Source organism: Halomonas sp. TG39a (genome assembly GCF_000744395.1).
Lineage (GTDB): Bacteria > Pseudomonadota > Gammaproteobacteria > Pseudomonadales > Halomonadaceae > Vreelandella > Vreelandella ventosae_B.
The window spans coordinates 3,573,026-3,587,893 of record NZ_JQLV01000001.1; the positions used below are offsets into that span (position 1 = coordinate 3,573,026).

Genomic DNA, 14,868 nt, shown 5'->3' on the forward strand with positions numbered 1-14,868 from the left:
TGTAAAGCGTGCTACGTTATTAACCTATAATTTATAACCTCATCCTGACTGCCTAAGCCTTTGCACGCCACCCTTATCAGTGCTTATTTCAAGGTTTCATGATGGCGATTGTTTTGAAGGAATTGATTTGAAGGAGTAAGCAACCCGCCATGCGTATATTGTTGGTTGAAGACGATCCGAGCTTAGCCTCGGGCATTCGCTTGGCATTAAAGCCCGAGAACTTCACGGTGGATCATCTTAGCGATGGGGTTACCGCCCTGGCTGCATTAAAGGAAGGCGAACCCTTTGATGTGGTCATTCTCGATCTGGGGCTGCCGCGCATGGATGGTATGCAGGTACTGGAAGCCGTGCGGCGGCAGGGCAATCGCGTCCCCATTTTGGTGTTAACCGCCCGGGACGCCGTTGACGAACGCATCGCGGGATTAGATGCGGGTGCCGATGACTATTTAACCAAGCCGTTTGAAGTCGCTGAATTAAAAGCACGCCTGCGCGCCCTGTTGCGGCGTAGCAGCGACCAAGTCAACAGTGCCTTGGAGTGCCGAGGTATTCGCCTGGATCCTTTGACCATGCAGGTTAGCTACCAGGGGAAGCTTGTGCTGTTATCACGGCGTGAATTGACCCTACTACAAGAGTTTATGAGCCACCCTGGGCGCGTGTTCACCCGCGATACGCTAACGCGCTTGGTCTATGGCTGGGATGAAGATGTAGAGAGCAACGCCATTGAAGTCCATGTGCACCATCTGCGGCGTAAATTCTTTCCTCACCTGATTCGCACCCTGCGCGGCATTGGTTACGTCATGGATAAAGCCGATCAGGATGACTCCCCATGAGCTCTATTCGCCAACGTACCCTGGGGCTAGCGCTGCTGGTGTTTGGTATTAGCATGCTGGCGATTGGCTTTATCAGCTACCGCTACGCTGCCCATGAAATTGAAGCGTTGTACGACGCCAGTCTTGAGCAAGACGGGCGCTTATTAGCAGGCTTGCTGCAAACCCCACTGCCGGAAGAGACGCGCGGCGAGCTGCTCAGCAGCCTAGAAAATGCCCTCGGGGGTGCGGCGAGATCCAATCGGCGCTTTGCAGGATACCGTGCGGATAGCCAGTTGGGTTTTCAACTCTGGGAAGAGGACCGCCTCCTGCTGCGCTCGGCCAATGCCCCCGAGTCGCCGCTGGCCGAGATCCCCTCGGGTTTCACCAGTCGGTCTATCGATGAGGTGGAATGGCGCATTTATGTACTCGAAATAGCCAACGCCACCCAGCGGATTGTAGTGAGTGAGCGGGAAGACGTGCGCGGCGAACTGATCAGGGCGGTAGCGCTACGCACCCTGTTGCCCGACTTAATCGGCCTGCCACTGCTCACCGCCCTGCTGTGGTGGTCAATTGGCTGGGGCTTGGCACCGCTATCGCGCATGGCCGAGCAAATCCGCAGTCGCGATCCACATAATTTGCAGCCCTTAACGCTTAGCCCTCTGCCCCAAGAGTTAGATACCATTGCCGGCGCGCTCAACCGGCTGTTAGAGCGAATCCGCATAATGCGCGTACGCGAAAAGCGCTTTATTGCCGACGCCGCCCATGAGCTGCGAACGCCCTTAGCGGTACTCGACCTACACGCTCAGAACGCCCTGACTACCGACAGCCGCGAAGACCGTCAGGAGGCACTCACCCACCTGCGCGATGGCGTATCAAGAGCTACCCGTTTGGTCACCCAGCTATTGACGCTGGCTCGCCTGGAACCCGAAGAGGAGGCACTCCCCGAGTACCGCACTAGCCATCTGCTTAGCGAAGTGCGTGAGACCCTGGCCAAACTTTCACCACTGGCCGCTGAGCGCAAACAGCAGCTGCTGCTCAACGCCGATGAGCCGGCGGATTGGTTAATGCTAGAAGAGCCCGGTGCCATTGAAACGCTGGTGCAAAACTTGGTCGGTAATGCCATCCAGCACTCGCCTAACCAGAGTGTGATCAGTATCACACTGGCGACGACACCATCAGGCTTTCAGTTAATAGTGGATGATCAGGGGTCCGGTATCCCCATCAATGAGCGTAAAAAGGTCGTTGAGCGTTTTCAGCGCGCAGGCCCCAGCGCCGGTTCAGGATTAGGGCTTTCCATCGTCGAGCGGCTGGTCACACGTCACGGCGGCACCCTGCAGCTTGATGACGCTCCCAGCGGAGGGTTGCGCGTACTGATTGTTCTACCGCCTCTCAGTAAGCAGCCGTAGCTGCTGTCGGCATGATAACGCTATTTATGGATCTCTTAAGGTTGCGATAAGAATTGCATGCAACTGTGGAGTTGCATGGTGAGCCAGATATCAACGACTCACCCTTTTCTCCACATGGAGGTACCCTGATGAACCAAGTCACCTTTTCAGCTAAACCCTTAATTCAACTAGGCTCAGCACCACTGCTGACCAAGCCTGCAACACGTCGGCTACAGCCCACTAGCCCTGCCATGACCGTGCTGACCGATTTTTCCCAAGTAGCGCCCCAATCGGTTGATGCCGATACCCCCATCGACGAGACGCACCTTAAGATGCGTTATAGCGGTGTAAGGCTGCTATTCGTCATGGATCACCAAGCGCACTGTATCGGCATTATTACTTCAAAAGAGATGATTGGCACTCGGCGTATTAATTTAGCCATGCAGCAGCGCAATCTCTCGCGTGAAGATATAACGGCGGAAATGATTATGACCCCGTGGCACAAGCTTAGCGCCATGCCCGTCGCCCAACTGGGCTCGCTGACAATCGAAGATTTGGTGATGTCGATGGAAGCCTTTACCGAGCAACACCTGTTAATCACCGAGCAAAACGATAACCATGAGCTTAGAATTCGCGGCATTATTTCAGCCAGCGATATACAGAGTGCGGTGGATAAAGAGATTAACCCAGTGCCCAGGGCGAAGAGCTTTGCGGAGATTTGCCAGGTCATTACCGGCCACGACCTCTAACGGCCCAGCGAAAATATCGTTAAGTTAACCGCCTTTAAATCCTGAACTCATAAAAAGTAAACGCCCTTCACTGATTACTCGGTGAAGGGCGTTTTCGATGTTAGCGTACTAACTTCTAATCGGAACAGTCCGCCTAGAACAGAGCGGCGTTGATCCATAGATGCACGGCAATGCTGGCAACATAGCCTAATAAAATCGCGGGCACCCAGCGCAGGTGAACGGCAAAGGTATAGATGCCGCGTGCCTGGCCCATAAGGGCAACCCCCGCAGCAGAGCCCATCGAAAGCAAACTACCCCCCACACCGGCGGTTAGGGTAATCAGTAGCCAGTTACCTTCCGACATATCCGGCGCCATGGAAAGCACCGCAAACATGACCGGTATGTTGTCGACGACCGCAGAGATAAGCCCCAGCACTACGTTCGCCCACACCGGATTCCAACTGCCGTAGAGGGTTTCGGAAAGCAGGCTGAGATAGCCCATAAAGCCAAGGCCACCGACGCACATCACCACCCCGTAGAAGAACAGCAGCGTATCCCACTCGGAGCGCGCAATACGGCTAAAAATATCAAAGGGAACGACACTGCCGAGCTGTTCCAACTTCTTCCAGTCACCCCGGCGGGAGTAGCGCTCGCGCTTGCGTTCAAGCGAACGAGGCAGGCTGCGGCGCAGGTAGTAGCCAAAGAACTGCAGTAGGCCCAAACCAAACATCATGCCCATGGCAGGCGGTAAATACAGCACTGAGTGACACAGTACCGAGATGGCCACGGTGATTAAAAACAGCACGATAATGCGCCGCGCACCACGCTTAAGCCAAACGTTCTCTTTAAGCGAGGCAGGCTGACGATTGACGATAAAGAAGTTCATGATGACCGCAGGTACCATGAAATTAACCACCGCGGGAAGTAACAGCGCGAAGAAGCCTTCGAACGGCACTTGCCCTGCCTGCCACACCATTAGCGTGGTGATATCGCCAAACGGACTGAAGGCACCGCCCGCGTTAGAGGCGACCACCACGTTGACGCAGCAAAGGCCGATAAACTTATTATCCCCCTCGGCCACTTTGAGCACCACGGCGCACATCAACATGGCAGTGGTCATATTGTTGGCGATCGCCGAAATACCGAAGGCCATCACCCCGGTAATCCAGAACAGCGTGCGGTAGCTGAAGCCTTTGCGCACTAGCCAGGAACGCAGCGCATCAAATACCCGGCGCTCTTCCATGGCGTTGATATAGGTCATCGCGACCAGCAAAAACAGCAACAGCTCGGCGTACTCAAGCAGCGTTTCACGGAAGGCGGTTTCCGCCTCTTCCGGCATCCCCGCTTGTACATAGACCCAGGCCACTAGCCCCCAGATAAGACCTGCCGCGACCAGTACCGGCTTAGACTTACGCATATGCAGTAGCTCTTCACTCATCACCAACGCATAAGCGAGCACGAAGATCACGACAGAAGAGATACCGGCAAGCGAAAGAGTAAGATCGAGCGGCCCGGCGGCGGCATAAGAGAGGGAGGGGAAAACAAAAAGACAGCAGGCAAGCAACAGCCAAGCGACCCGGCTAGCATAATGCCGGGTTACGAGGACGTTTGGTGGTTTCATAGCAATGTTATCCAATTAGAAGGGAGGAAAGACCGCCACGATCATAAGCACCCTAACCACATGCTGCAACGCAACGGTTGCGCATAAGATGCGACTGATTGCCGCATCTTGTAAAGCGTTTTTATGGGTTTAACTCAATCTAAAGTCTGACGCCTCAATCACTCCACCGTGACACTTTTAGCCAGGTTGCGAGGTTGGTCGACATCGGTACCTTTGAGCACCGCTACATGGTAACTCAACAACTGTAACGGCAGGGTATACAGCAGCGGTGCTAGCGCTTCGTGCACATGGGGCAGGGTTAGTACGCGAATATCTTCCTGAGTATCGATACCCACGCTCTCATCAGCAAATACAAACAGCTGGCCGCCGCGGGCACGGACTTCCTGAAGGTTGGATTTTAGCTTTTCCAGTAGGTCATCGTTGGGTGCTACCGAGATCACCGGCATTTCGCTGTCCACCAGCGCCAGCGGGCCATGCTTTAACTCTCCTGCGGGGTACGCCTCGGCATGAATATAGGAGATCTCTTTAAGCTTAAGCGCGCCTTCCAGAGCAATCGGGTAGTGGGCACCGCGCCCCAAGAAGAGTGCATGATGTTTTTCTGCAAACGCTTGGGAAAGCGTTTCGATCTGGCTGTCTAGCGCCAGCACCCGCTGGCACACCTCGGGCAGCGTGCGCAGCGCGGCGATAATATCCGGGTATTCGGCCTGATCTTTGGCTTTACTGACCGAAAGCGTTAGCAGCATTAGCGCTACCAGCTGAGTGGTAAACGCTTTGGTCGAGGCGACGCCAATTTCAGGGCCTGCGCGGGTCATCAGGGTAATGTCAGACTCACGCACCAGCGAACTACCCGGCACGTTACAGATCGCCAGTGAGCCCACATAGTTGAGGGTTTTAGCAAAGCGTAGCGCGGCCAACGTATCAGCGGTCTCTCCCGACTGGGAGAGGCTGATAAACAGCGTGCCGTCAGGCACGACCGGGTGGCGGTAGCGGTACTCAGAGGCAACCTCGACCTGTACCGGTACGCCCGCGTAGCGTTCTAGCCAATAGCGCGCCACCAGCCCCGCATGGTAGCTAGTGCCGCAGGCGATAATATGTACCTGTCGGGTACGCTGGAAAAGTGCCTGGGCATCTGGACCAAAGCTCTCCACCAACACGCTATTTGCGCTCAGCCGTCCCTCTAATGCTGCCTCAATAACCGTCGGCTGCTCAAAAATCTCCTTAAGCATATAATGGCGGTACTCGCCCTTACTGGCCGCACCATCGCCATGCTCAAAGGTATGAATAGCGCGCTCCACGTCGTTACCGTGGCGATCCACAATACGAATCGCACCCTGCTCGCGCAGTTCAACCAGATCACCCTCTTCAAGGTAAATAAAGCGATCCGTCACCGGCAGCAGCGCCAGCGGGTCAGAGGCTAAAAAAGCCTCGTTAATGCCCACACCGACCACCAGCGGACTGCCCTGGCGAGCGCCAACCACCACGCCCGGCTCTTGAGCGCACATTACCCCTAGCGCGTAGGCACCGCCTAAGCCGTTTACGATCTGCTGCGTGGCAGCAAATAGCGTTAGGCCATCAGCCAATTTTTCGGAAAGTAAGTGAGCAATCACCTCGGTATCAGTTTCGGAGCTAAACCCGTGACCATTGCGCTGCAGGCTCTCTTTTATCGCCTCGTAGTTCTCAATAATGCCGTTGTGAACCACGGCAACCTGGTTTTGATCGAGATGGCTACCACTGTGATGTGGGTGCGCATTGGCTTCAGAGGGTTTACCGTGAGTGGCCCAGCGAGTGTGGGCGATCCCTGAAAAACCCGGTAGCGCGGCTGCATCCAGCTGTGCAGCCAGCGCCGCGACTTTACCAAGCGCCCGGTGGCGAGTTAATACGCCATCACTGAACACCGTCATACCGGCTGAATCATAGCCGCGATACTCCAGGCGCCTTAGTCCTTCTAATAGAATTTCTTGGACGTTGCGCTGGGCAACGGCGGCCACAATGCCACACATAACGACTCTCCTGAGTTTTACGAATCTATCAAACACCTAAAACGGTATTACCTTGGCGGTGAGATAGAAATACGGCTTTTTAATGATTCTTAGCACCATGTTTAGGGCTATGTTTAGAGCTATGGCTCTATGCGTTTGCTGGGGCGCAGCCAATCAATTTTTTCTAACTGGCGGCCACGGGTGACTGCCAAGGCGTAATCGGTGACATCTTTGGCAATCGTGGAGCCAGCCCCGACAGTGGCACCTTTGCCTACCGTTACCGGCGCTACCAAGGCGGTGTTAGAGCCGATGAAGGCGTTATCACCAATTTCTGTGAGGTGCTTGTTAGCCCCGTCGTAATTGCAGGTAATGGTGCCTGCTCCCACATTCACGCCACGTCCTAAGCGAGCATCACCAACGTAGCTTAGATGATTAATCTTGCTACCTTCACCCACATCAGCATTTTTGGTTTCGACAAAATTGCCTACCTTGGCTTTTACCGCTAGCCGCGTGCCGGGGCGTAAACGCGCAAAGGGGCCAATCTGGTTTAGCCCCGCTGCCACGGTGCCCTCTATCACACTATGGGTATCTACCCCGCTCTGCGCACCAATGGTGCTGTTTTTAATCACACAGTAAGGGCCAACCCGCACGCCTTCGCCTAGCTCAACCTCGCCTTCAAACACGCAGCCCACGTCGATAAACACATCGTGGCCACAGGTTAGGCGCCCACGCACATCGAGTCGTTCAGGGTCGGCAAGAGCCACCCCCTGCGCCATTAACTTGTCGGCCAGTTGGCGTTGATAAACACGTTCCAGGCGGGCCATTTGCGCCCGGTTGTTGACGCCTTCCACTTCGACGGCGTTGGCTGGCTGGACAGTGCATACCTTGGTACCTTCCGCTGCTGCCATGGCAATCACATCGGTCAGGTAATACTCACCCTGGGCATTATTTGATGAAAGCTGCGGTAACCAGCGTTTCAGCTGGGCGCTGGTCATGGCCATAATGCCGGTATTGCATTCGGTGATGGCAAGCTGGGCACTGCTGGCATCTTTTTGCTCAACAATTGCCACGGCATCGCCTGCGTCATTACGCTCGATCCGCCCATAGCCGGTGGGGTCAGCTAGCGTCACCGTTAATAGCCCTATGTGCTGCTCATCCACATAGGCTAACAGTTCGCTCAGCGATTCCCGCTGCAGCAAGGGGACATCGCCGTAAAGGATTAATACCTTGCCGCTCCCCAACTGCTCCAGCGCTTGAGCTACCGCGTGCCCGGTCCCCTTCTGCTCAGCCTGCACGGCAAACTGCACAGCATTGCCTGCCAGCGCCTCACGCAGCTGTTCAGCGCCATGACCAATCACTACATGCGTCCGGTCAGGCTGTAACCCAGAGGCTGTGTCCAGCACATGCTGCACCATAGGCTTGCCCGCCAAGGGGTGAAGCACCTTAGGCATTTGCGAATGCATCCGCGTGCCTTTACCCGCGGCGAGAATGACAATATCCAGTTCTTGCATGTTATTCACCTGTTCCCGATTGGCTAGCGGGCACTGCCTCGGTGGCTGGTAATGGAGGGGTTGAAAATTGTTCAATGCCCAGCTCATCAACCAGTGTTTCGCCAAAGTAGTTAACAAATTCAGGGCTAGCAATGCTACGCCACTGCTCTCCATCACGCACCAGCAGGAGTACCTTGAGATTGTTCTCAATGGCCAGTTGCATAGCGTCCTGTTCGCCCACCACCAGTAGCGCTGTCGCCCAGGCATCCGCCCAGGCATTGGAAGGATGGAACACCGACACCGATGCAAGCTGATGGGTTACCGGCCGGCCCGTACGTGGGTCAATGGTGTGGGAATAGCGCTGGCCATCGACTTCAAAATAGTTGCGGTAATCGCCGGAGGTAGCCACCGACATGCTCTCTAACGGAATGATGTGCTGGGCACGCTGCTGGCCATCTTCAGGTACCTCAATGCCAATTCGCCACGGTGTCTGTTCGTCTTCATCACGCACTCCACGCGCAATTAGGTCACCGCCTAAATTGACTAAGTAGTGCTCTATACCCTGCTGATTCAGGTAAGCGGCTACCCGGTCAGTAGCGTGGCCTTTGGCCACCCCAGACAGGTCGACAAACACATCGCGGGTACGCCGTGCCTGCATATTTTGCGTATCGACCTCCACCGCATCAAAGCCTACCTGGGCAAGCTGCTCGGCCAGGACATCATCGGCGGGCACTTCTTCAGGCCGTGCGCCAGGGCCAAAGCTCCACAAATTAACCAGATCGCCGACGGTAATATCAAAGGCGCCGTGGCTGGCTTCGGCCACCGACAGGCTGATCGCCAACACCTCAATGAGCTCATTGGAGAGCGGCTGCCACTCTTCCAACGGGGCCTCGTTAAACGCGATCAGCTCAGAGTCATCCCGATAGGTGGACATCGCCTGGTCAACACTCTCCAGCTCGGCTTTGAAACCCGCTTCCAACTCAAGGGATTCGCCTTGTGTAAGCGGATCCATGATAGTCACCTGATAGAAGGTGCCAAAAATATTGCCTTCAAAGCGTACCGGAGGCTCCAGCGGCCGATCGCTCTCTGAGCAACCGGCCACGCTGATCACTAAGCTCAACAGAAGGCCCATCACGGTCAGTGCACGTCGCCACCTTGTACTGCGTTCAACACACAATTTCTGTTTAATTTTTTGCATCGTTGCCTTGCCTAAAAATGAAAGAACCACAGCAGCCAGGCGCCGAACAGCACGCGGTAAATCACAAAGGGCTGCATTCCCAATTTTTTTATAATTACCAGGAAATAGTGGATGCACAAGTAAGCGCTTACTCCTGATAGTAGCGTACCCACTAGCATGGCGACCCAATCGATAGACTGCGGCGCGTTAACAAGACCGATGGCTTCCAAACCACCGGCCAACACAATCACCGGAATCGACAACAAGAAAGAGAAACGCGCAGCACCTTCCCGGCTCATGCCCACCATTAGCGCCGCCGTAATAGTAATCCCCGAGCGCGACGTACCAGGGATCAGCGCCAACGCTTGAGCGCCGCCAATAATCAGCACATCCTTTAAACGCAGCTGGTACTCGCTTCGCGTACCCTGCTTGCGCCAGTCGGCATACCCCAACAATAGACCGAAACCAATTAAACTGAAGCCGATAATCAGCGTAGAGCGCATATAGTGAGAAATAACATCGTGCAGCAGTAAGCCAATAATACCCACGGGGATAGTGGCCAATGTCACCCAGAAGGCGAGCCGCGCATCCTCGTTGACGCCTTTCCCCCCGATGGCGGCCAGGCTGCTGGTGATCATTTGCCAGATTTCGTGCCTGAAATAGATGATGACCGCGGAGAGACTGCCTAAATGTAGTGCCACATCAAAGGCTAAGCCTTGGTCTTCCCAATCTGTAAGAACGGGCACCAAAATCAGGTGGGCAGAGCTTGATACGGGTAAAAATTCTGAAATTCCCTGAACAATCGCTAATACCACCACCTGAAGCCAATCCATAAAAACACCCTGTGTGTAGAAACAATTTGATGGTTTGCAATGGCGCTTAAGGATACACATCCGCTAATTCGTTGTCCGCCACTGCTTTTGCTGACACGCTTTTACTGACACTGCCCGCCACCGACACGCAAAAATGCCGTTTCACAGTTTGAACGCAGTGGAGGCTATAGAGGATATAAGGAGTGCGCTACAATAGGCGTCTATTGAATGCGTGCGTCCTTGCAAGGTACCCATGACTCAGACCATCGAAACGCCAGTGGTTCACGACCAAGCGCGACTTAGCCAAGATGCCAAGCGTGTTACCTACATTGGTGCGTGGTTGGATGCCCTGTTGAGCATCGTCAAAGTCACCATCGGTTTTATGGTCGGCTCAGCGGCGCTGATCGCCGACGGCATTCACTCACTGTCTGATTTAGTCACCGACGGCTTTGTCCTGGCAGCGATCCATTACGGCCGCCAGGAGCCCGATAAAGACCACCACTACGGCCACGGCCGAATCGAAACCCTGACGACGCTGTTGCTGGGTAGCGTGCTGATTTTTGTGGCGGGCGCGATTGCCTGGTCGAGCCTGGATCGCTTGTTTAGCGGTGCCGATGTTAACGCTCCTGGCGCGGTGGCGATCGTTATTACCGTCATTGCACTGTTTAGCAAAGAGTGGATTTTTCGCTACACCATGCGGGTCGCCAAGCGGGTAAAGTCGAAATTACTCGAAGCCAATGCCTGGCATTCACGCAGCGATGCGTTATCTACCGCCGTGGTGTTGGTGGCATTGGTGGGCGCCCAGTTTGGTTTGGGATGGTTGGACGCCGTGGCCGCCATTATCGTGGGCTTATTGGTCGGTAAGGTTGGTTTGGACTTGCTGTGGGAGTCGGCGCGGGAGCTGGTGGATACTGCGCTACCGGTGGATGTACAAAATCAGATGCACGACGTTGCCTGCAGCGTGCCGGGTGTGGATAGCGTCCACGACCTGCGCACGCGCCAATCGGCAGGCTGGGTGATGGTCGATCTACACGTGGTGGTTGGGCCTAAAATTACCGTCTCGGAAGCCCACGAAATCGGTAACGAAGTAAGCCGCCGCCTACGCCATGAATTCCCCGCGCTTACCGATGTGATCTTCCACGTTGACCCCGAAGACGACGCCGGTGCGGGTGACCCGAGCCGCCTACCCGGCCTACCACTACGCCCTGAAGTCGAGGCCGCGCTGGATGCACGCTGGTATAAGCACCCGGTGTGGCGCACGCTAAACGAGCTTCAGTTGCACTACCTGGACGATAAGGTCTCGGTATCGCTGATCATCGATGACGCTGTGCATCAGCCTCCTCAGTGCCTTGCCAGCCAGCTAAAAGCGCTGGCGAGCGATATTGAGTGGCTTGGACACGTAGAGGTGCTGTTTATTACCCGCGCCGCCAGCAGTTCAATGCGCTAGGTTAACCGCTTGTTACAACCCGGATAGCATGAGGGTGGCGATACTGAAGTAGATCACTACCCCAGAGGCATCAATCAGCGTGGTCACTAGCGGTGCCGAGGCGGTTGCCGGGTCGACATTAAAGCGCTCCAGCACAAACGGCAGACACATCCCCAACAGGCTGCCGAACAGTACAATAACCACCATGCTAAAGGCGACCACCATGGCCAGCGCTTCCCCACCGCGCATGATGCCAATAGGCGTTACCGCGATGGCCATGGTGATACCCAGTGACCCGGCGACAAGTAGCTCGCGGCCGAGTAGTTTGCCCCAATCTTTAACCCCTACGTCGCCAGTCGCCATACCCCGCACCATCAGTGTGGCGGCCTGCGCCCCGGCGTTACCGCCACTACCGATCAGCAGCGGCAAAAAGAACACCAGCGCCACCTGGGCGGCAATGGTCTCTTCGAAATAGGCAATCCCGGCGCCAGAAAACAGGTTTGCGAATACCAGCAGTACCAGCCAAAACACCCGCTTACGGTAGAGACTCCAGAGTTTTACACGGCTAACTCCGTCTTCCAACTGGCCGATCGACATCCCCTTGTGGAAATCCTCGGTGGCCTCGGATTCGGCTACGTCCATGGCGTCATCGTGGGTCACAATACCTACCATCCGGTCATCGGCATCGATCACCGGCAGGGCTAACAGGTCGTACTTCGCCACAATACGGGCAACATCTTCCTGGGCATTATCAACCCGTGTACTGATGACATCCTTGATCATAATGTCATCAACAATGGCACCGGGGCGTGCCACCATAAGCTGACGCAGCGACATGGTACCGATCAGTTGGCCGTCACTATCGAGGATATATAGTTGGTAAACCGTTTCCGCATCAGGGGCGGTTTGGCGAACTCGCATCATCGCTTGCGACACCGTCATGCCACTGGCTATGGAGACATAGTCAGAGGTCATGATGGCGCCGGCGGTACCCTCTTCGTAACTGGCAAGCCGCTTCAGGTCTTCCCGCTCGCGGTGGGCCATGCGACGCAGCAGCGCTTCACGGCGGTCTTCACTGAGTAGATTAAACAGGTCAGCGCGTTCGTCCGAGCCCATCTCCTCCAGCAGTTTAAGTACCTGGCTGTCATCAAGTTGCCCGACCACCTCAAGCTGGCTCTCACCGGGCAAATAGCCCAGCACGTTGGCGGCACGTTCGGCAGAGAGGATATCCAACAGCAAGAGCGCAGCAGACAGCTCTTCGTCATCTTCAATCATCTCTTCGAGCACTTCACCGATATCCGCGGAGCGGGTTTCGGCCAAACGCAAAGAGAGCACCGTTTTACTCGGGGCTTCCTTGGCCAGCTCGTCGAGCAGTTCGGCTTTTAATTCCTGCAGGCTTTCATCATTCAGTGCCATGGCTCTCCCCTTCACACTTACCCACGTTATGCTACCGAGTTAATTTCTCATACGGCTTAATTCCACCTACTTACTAGCATACTGCCCAACAAAAAAACGCCCCTTAAACCCTGGTACGGGTTTAAGGGGCGTTGGACACACGCTAAATGCGTGGGTGTTAGCCTTTACCCGCCTTTTTACGCAACTGCTGAATCGTTCGCAGCTGAGCAACGGCTTCGGCAAGTTCAGCGGCAGCGCGAGTATAATCGAGCTCCGATGACTTCTCATTAAAGGCTTTCAGCGCCTGCTGACGCGCTTCTTCGGCAGCGGCTTCATTGAGGTCGCTGGCTCGTGATGCAGAATCAGCCAGAATCGTCACCACATCCGGCTGAACTTCCATGAAGCCACCCGAGACAAAGAAGTTCTCCTCCTTGCCATCATCGTGAATCACGCGAACCGGACCCGGCTGAAGCTCGGTCAGCAGCGGAGCATGACCCGGCAAAACGCCCAGGTCGCCCATAATCCCGGAAGCAATCACCTGCTCAACGGTACCTGAGTAGATCGATGCTTCAGCGCTGACGATATTGCAAGTAAAGCTATTCGCCATAGCGAATCCCCCTAATGGACGGGATTACTTCTTCATCTGGTTGGCTTTCTCGACGGCTTCGTCGATAGAGCCGACCATGTAGAAGGCCTGTTCCGGCAGTTCGTCGTACTCGCCAGCAAGAATGCCCTGGAAGCCACTGATGGTGTCTTTCAGAGAAACATACTTGCCTGGTGAACCGGTAAATACTTCGGCCACGAAGAACGGTTGCGATAAGAAGCGCTGGATTTTACGCGCCCGGGAAACGGCCAGCTTGTCTTCATCAGACAGCTCGTCCATACCCAGAATGGCGATAATATCCTTGAGCTCTTTGTAGCGCTGAAGAACGTTCTGCACACCGCGGGCGGTGGCGTAGTGCTCTTCACCGACAACCAGCGGATCCAACTGGCGCGAGGTGGAGTCCAACGGATCGATCGCCGGGTAGATACCCAGTTCGGCGATAGAACGCGCCAGTACCACGGTGGCGTCCAGGTGCGAGAAGGTGGTCGCTGGCGACGGATCGGTCAAGTCATCCGCAGGCACGTAAACGGCCTGTACGGAAGTGATTGAACCGGTTTTCGTCGAGGTAATACGCTCCTGCAGAACGCCCATCTCTTCGGCCAACGTCGGCTGATAACCTACCGCTGATGGCATACGACCCAACAGTGCCGATACTTCGGTACCCGCCAGGGTGTAACGGTAGATGTTATCGACGAACAGTAGAACGTCGCGGCCTTCATCACGGAATTTCTCAGCGATAGTCAGGCCAGTCAGCGCCACGCGTAGACGGTTACCCGGAGGCTCGTTCATCTGACCATAAACCAGCGATACCTTATCGATAACGTTGGATTCGGTCATTTCATGATAGAAGTCGTTACCCTCACGGGTACGCTCACCGACACCGGCGAATACAGAGTAGCCGCTGTGCTCGGTGGCGATGTTGCGGATAAGCTCCATCATGTTAACGGTTTTACCCACACCGGCGCCGCCGAACAGGCCGACCTTACCACCCTTGGCAAACGGGCAGACCAAGTCGATTACCTTGATACCGGTTTCCAGCAGCTCGTTAGAGGCTGCCTGGTCAGCATAGCCCGGTGCTTTACGGTGGATCGGCATCCGCTCTTGCTCGCCGATCGGTCCCGCTTCGTCAATCGGCTCGCCGAGTACGTTCATAATGCGGCCCAGCGTTTCCTTACCTACCGGTACGGAAATCGCGGCACCTGTGCTGGTCACATCCATGCCACGCTTCAAGCCCTCAGTGGAGCCCATGGCGATGGTGCGCACCACGCCGTCGCCCAGCTGCTGCTGGACTTCGAGGATGGTCTCAACATCGGAGACCTTCAGCGCGTCGTAGACCTTGGGCACAGAGTCCCGCGGAAACTCTACGTCAATCACCGCGCCGATGATTTGTACGATACGTCCGCTCATCTTGGTTCCTCTCTAAAACCTGCAAATGAAACCTG

General features: G+C 55.4%; 12 protein-coding genes. 4 read left to right on the forward strand and 8 right to left on the reverse strand.

Features of this window, described 5'->3' with window-relative positions:
• Window positions 1–149 precede the first annotated feature (149 nt).
• The 3 genes from U738_RS16050 (at window position 150) to U738_RS16060 (ending at window position 2,943) form a co-directional block, all read left to right on the forward strand.
• Window positions 150–830, forward strand: coding sequence for a response regulator transcription factor (locus U738_RS16050; protein ID WP_035582338.1), 681 nt, complete (start codon window positions 150–152; stop codon window positions 828–830).
• Window positions 827–2,215 (forward strand): ATP-binding protein, encoded by a 1,389-nt coding sequence (locus U738_RS16055; protein ID WP_035582340.1) that lies wholly within the window; start codon window positions 827–829, stop codon window positions 2,213–2,215. Before U738_RS16050 ends, U738_RS16055 begins: the two co-directional genes overlap by 4 nt.
• Before the next feature lie 128 nt (window positions 2,216–2,343).
• A complete protein-coding gene (locus U738_RS16060) occupies window positions 2,344–2,943 on the forward strand; it encodes a CBS domain-containing protein (protein WP_035582343.1) in 600 nt (199 codons plus the stop codon).
• A gap of 133 nt (window positions 2,944–3,076) precedes the next feature.
• On the opposite strand, the gene nhaD is transcribed toward U738_RS16060, so the two are convergent.
• The 5 genes from nhaD to U738_RS16085 form a co-directional block, all read right to left on the reverse strand.
• A complete protein-coding gene (gene nhaD, locus U738_RS16065) occupies window positions 3,077–4,543 on the reverse strand; it encodes a sodium:proton antiporter NhaD (RefSeq protein WP_035582345.1) in 1,467 nt (488 codons plus the stop codon).
• 158 nt (window positions 4,544–4,701) lie between these two features.
• Window positions 4,702–6,543 carry a glutamine--fructose-6-phosphate transaminase (isomerizing) gene (glmS, locus tag U738_RS16070; protein WP_035582347.1) on the reverse strand — a complete coding sequence of 614 codons (1,842 nt, stop codon included), beginning with the start codon at window positions 6,541–6,543 and terminating at the stop codon, window positions 4,702–4,704.
• Window positions 6,544–6,662: 119 nt separating this feature from the next.
• Complete coding sequence (gene glmU / locus U738_RS16075) at window positions 6,663–8,033, reverse strand: bifunctional UDP-N-acetylglucosamine diphosphorylase/glucosamine-1-phosphate N-acetyltransferase GlmU (RefSeq protein ID WP_035582348.1); 1,371 nt, start codon at window positions 8,031–8,033, stop codon at window positions 6,663–6,665.
• A gap of 1 nt (window position 8,034) precedes the next feature.
• Window positions 8,035–9,144, reverse strand: a complete 1,110-nt coding sequence (locus tag U738_RS16080) for an FAD:protein FMN transferase (RefSeq protein WP_051912794.1) — start codon at window positions 9,142–9,144, stop codon at window positions 8,035–8,037.
• Window positions 9,145–9,221: 77 nt separating this feature from the next.
• The gene (locus U738_RS16085; protein ID WP_035582351.1) at window positions 9,222–10,022 is read right to left on the reverse strand and encodes an undecaprenyl-diphosphate phosphatase; all 801 of its coding nucleotides are present in this window, start codon (window positions 10,020–10,022) and stop codon (window positions 9,222–9,224) included.
• Between the two features lie 232 nt (window positions 10,023–10,254).
• Here U738_RS16085 and U738_RS16090 point away from each other — a divergent pair, with 232 nt between their 5' ends.
• Window positions 10,255–11,448: a cation diffusion facilitator family transporter gene (locus tag U738_RS16090; RefSeq protein WP_035582353.1), complete on the forward strand. Its 1,194-nt coding sequence runs from the start codon at window positions 10,255–10,257 to the stop codon at window positions 11,446–11,448.
• Between the two features lie 12 nt (window positions 11,449–11,460).
• Here the strand turns inward: U738_RS16090 and mgtE are convergent, their stop codons facing one another.
• From mgtE to atpD, 3 genes are all read right to left on the reverse strand, one after another.
• Window positions 11,461–12,843 (reverse strand): magnesium transporter, encoded by a 1,383-nt coding sequence (gene mgtE, locus U738_RS16095; RefSeq protein WP_035582355.1) that lies wholly within the window; start codon window positions 12,841–12,843, stop codon window positions 11,461–11,463.
• 157 nt (window positions 12,844–13,000) lie between these two features.
• Window positions 13,001–13,429 carry a F0F1 ATP synthase subunit epsilon gene (locus tag U738_RS16100; RefSeq protein WP_035582357.1) on the reverse strand — a complete coding sequence of 143 codons (429 nt, stop codon included), beginning with the start codon at window positions 13,427–13,429 and terminating at the stop codon, window positions 13,001–13,003.
• A 24-nt stretch (window positions 13,430–13,453) separates the two neighbouring features.
• Window positions 13,454–14,833: a F0F1 ATP synthase subunit beta gene (gene atpD / locus U738_RS16105; RefSeq protein ID WP_035582360.1), complete on the reverse strand. Its 1,380-nt coding sequence runs from the start codon at window positions 14,831–14,833 to the stop codon at window positions 13,454–13,456.
• Between the last annotated feature and the right edge of the window lie 35 nt (window positions 14,834–14,868).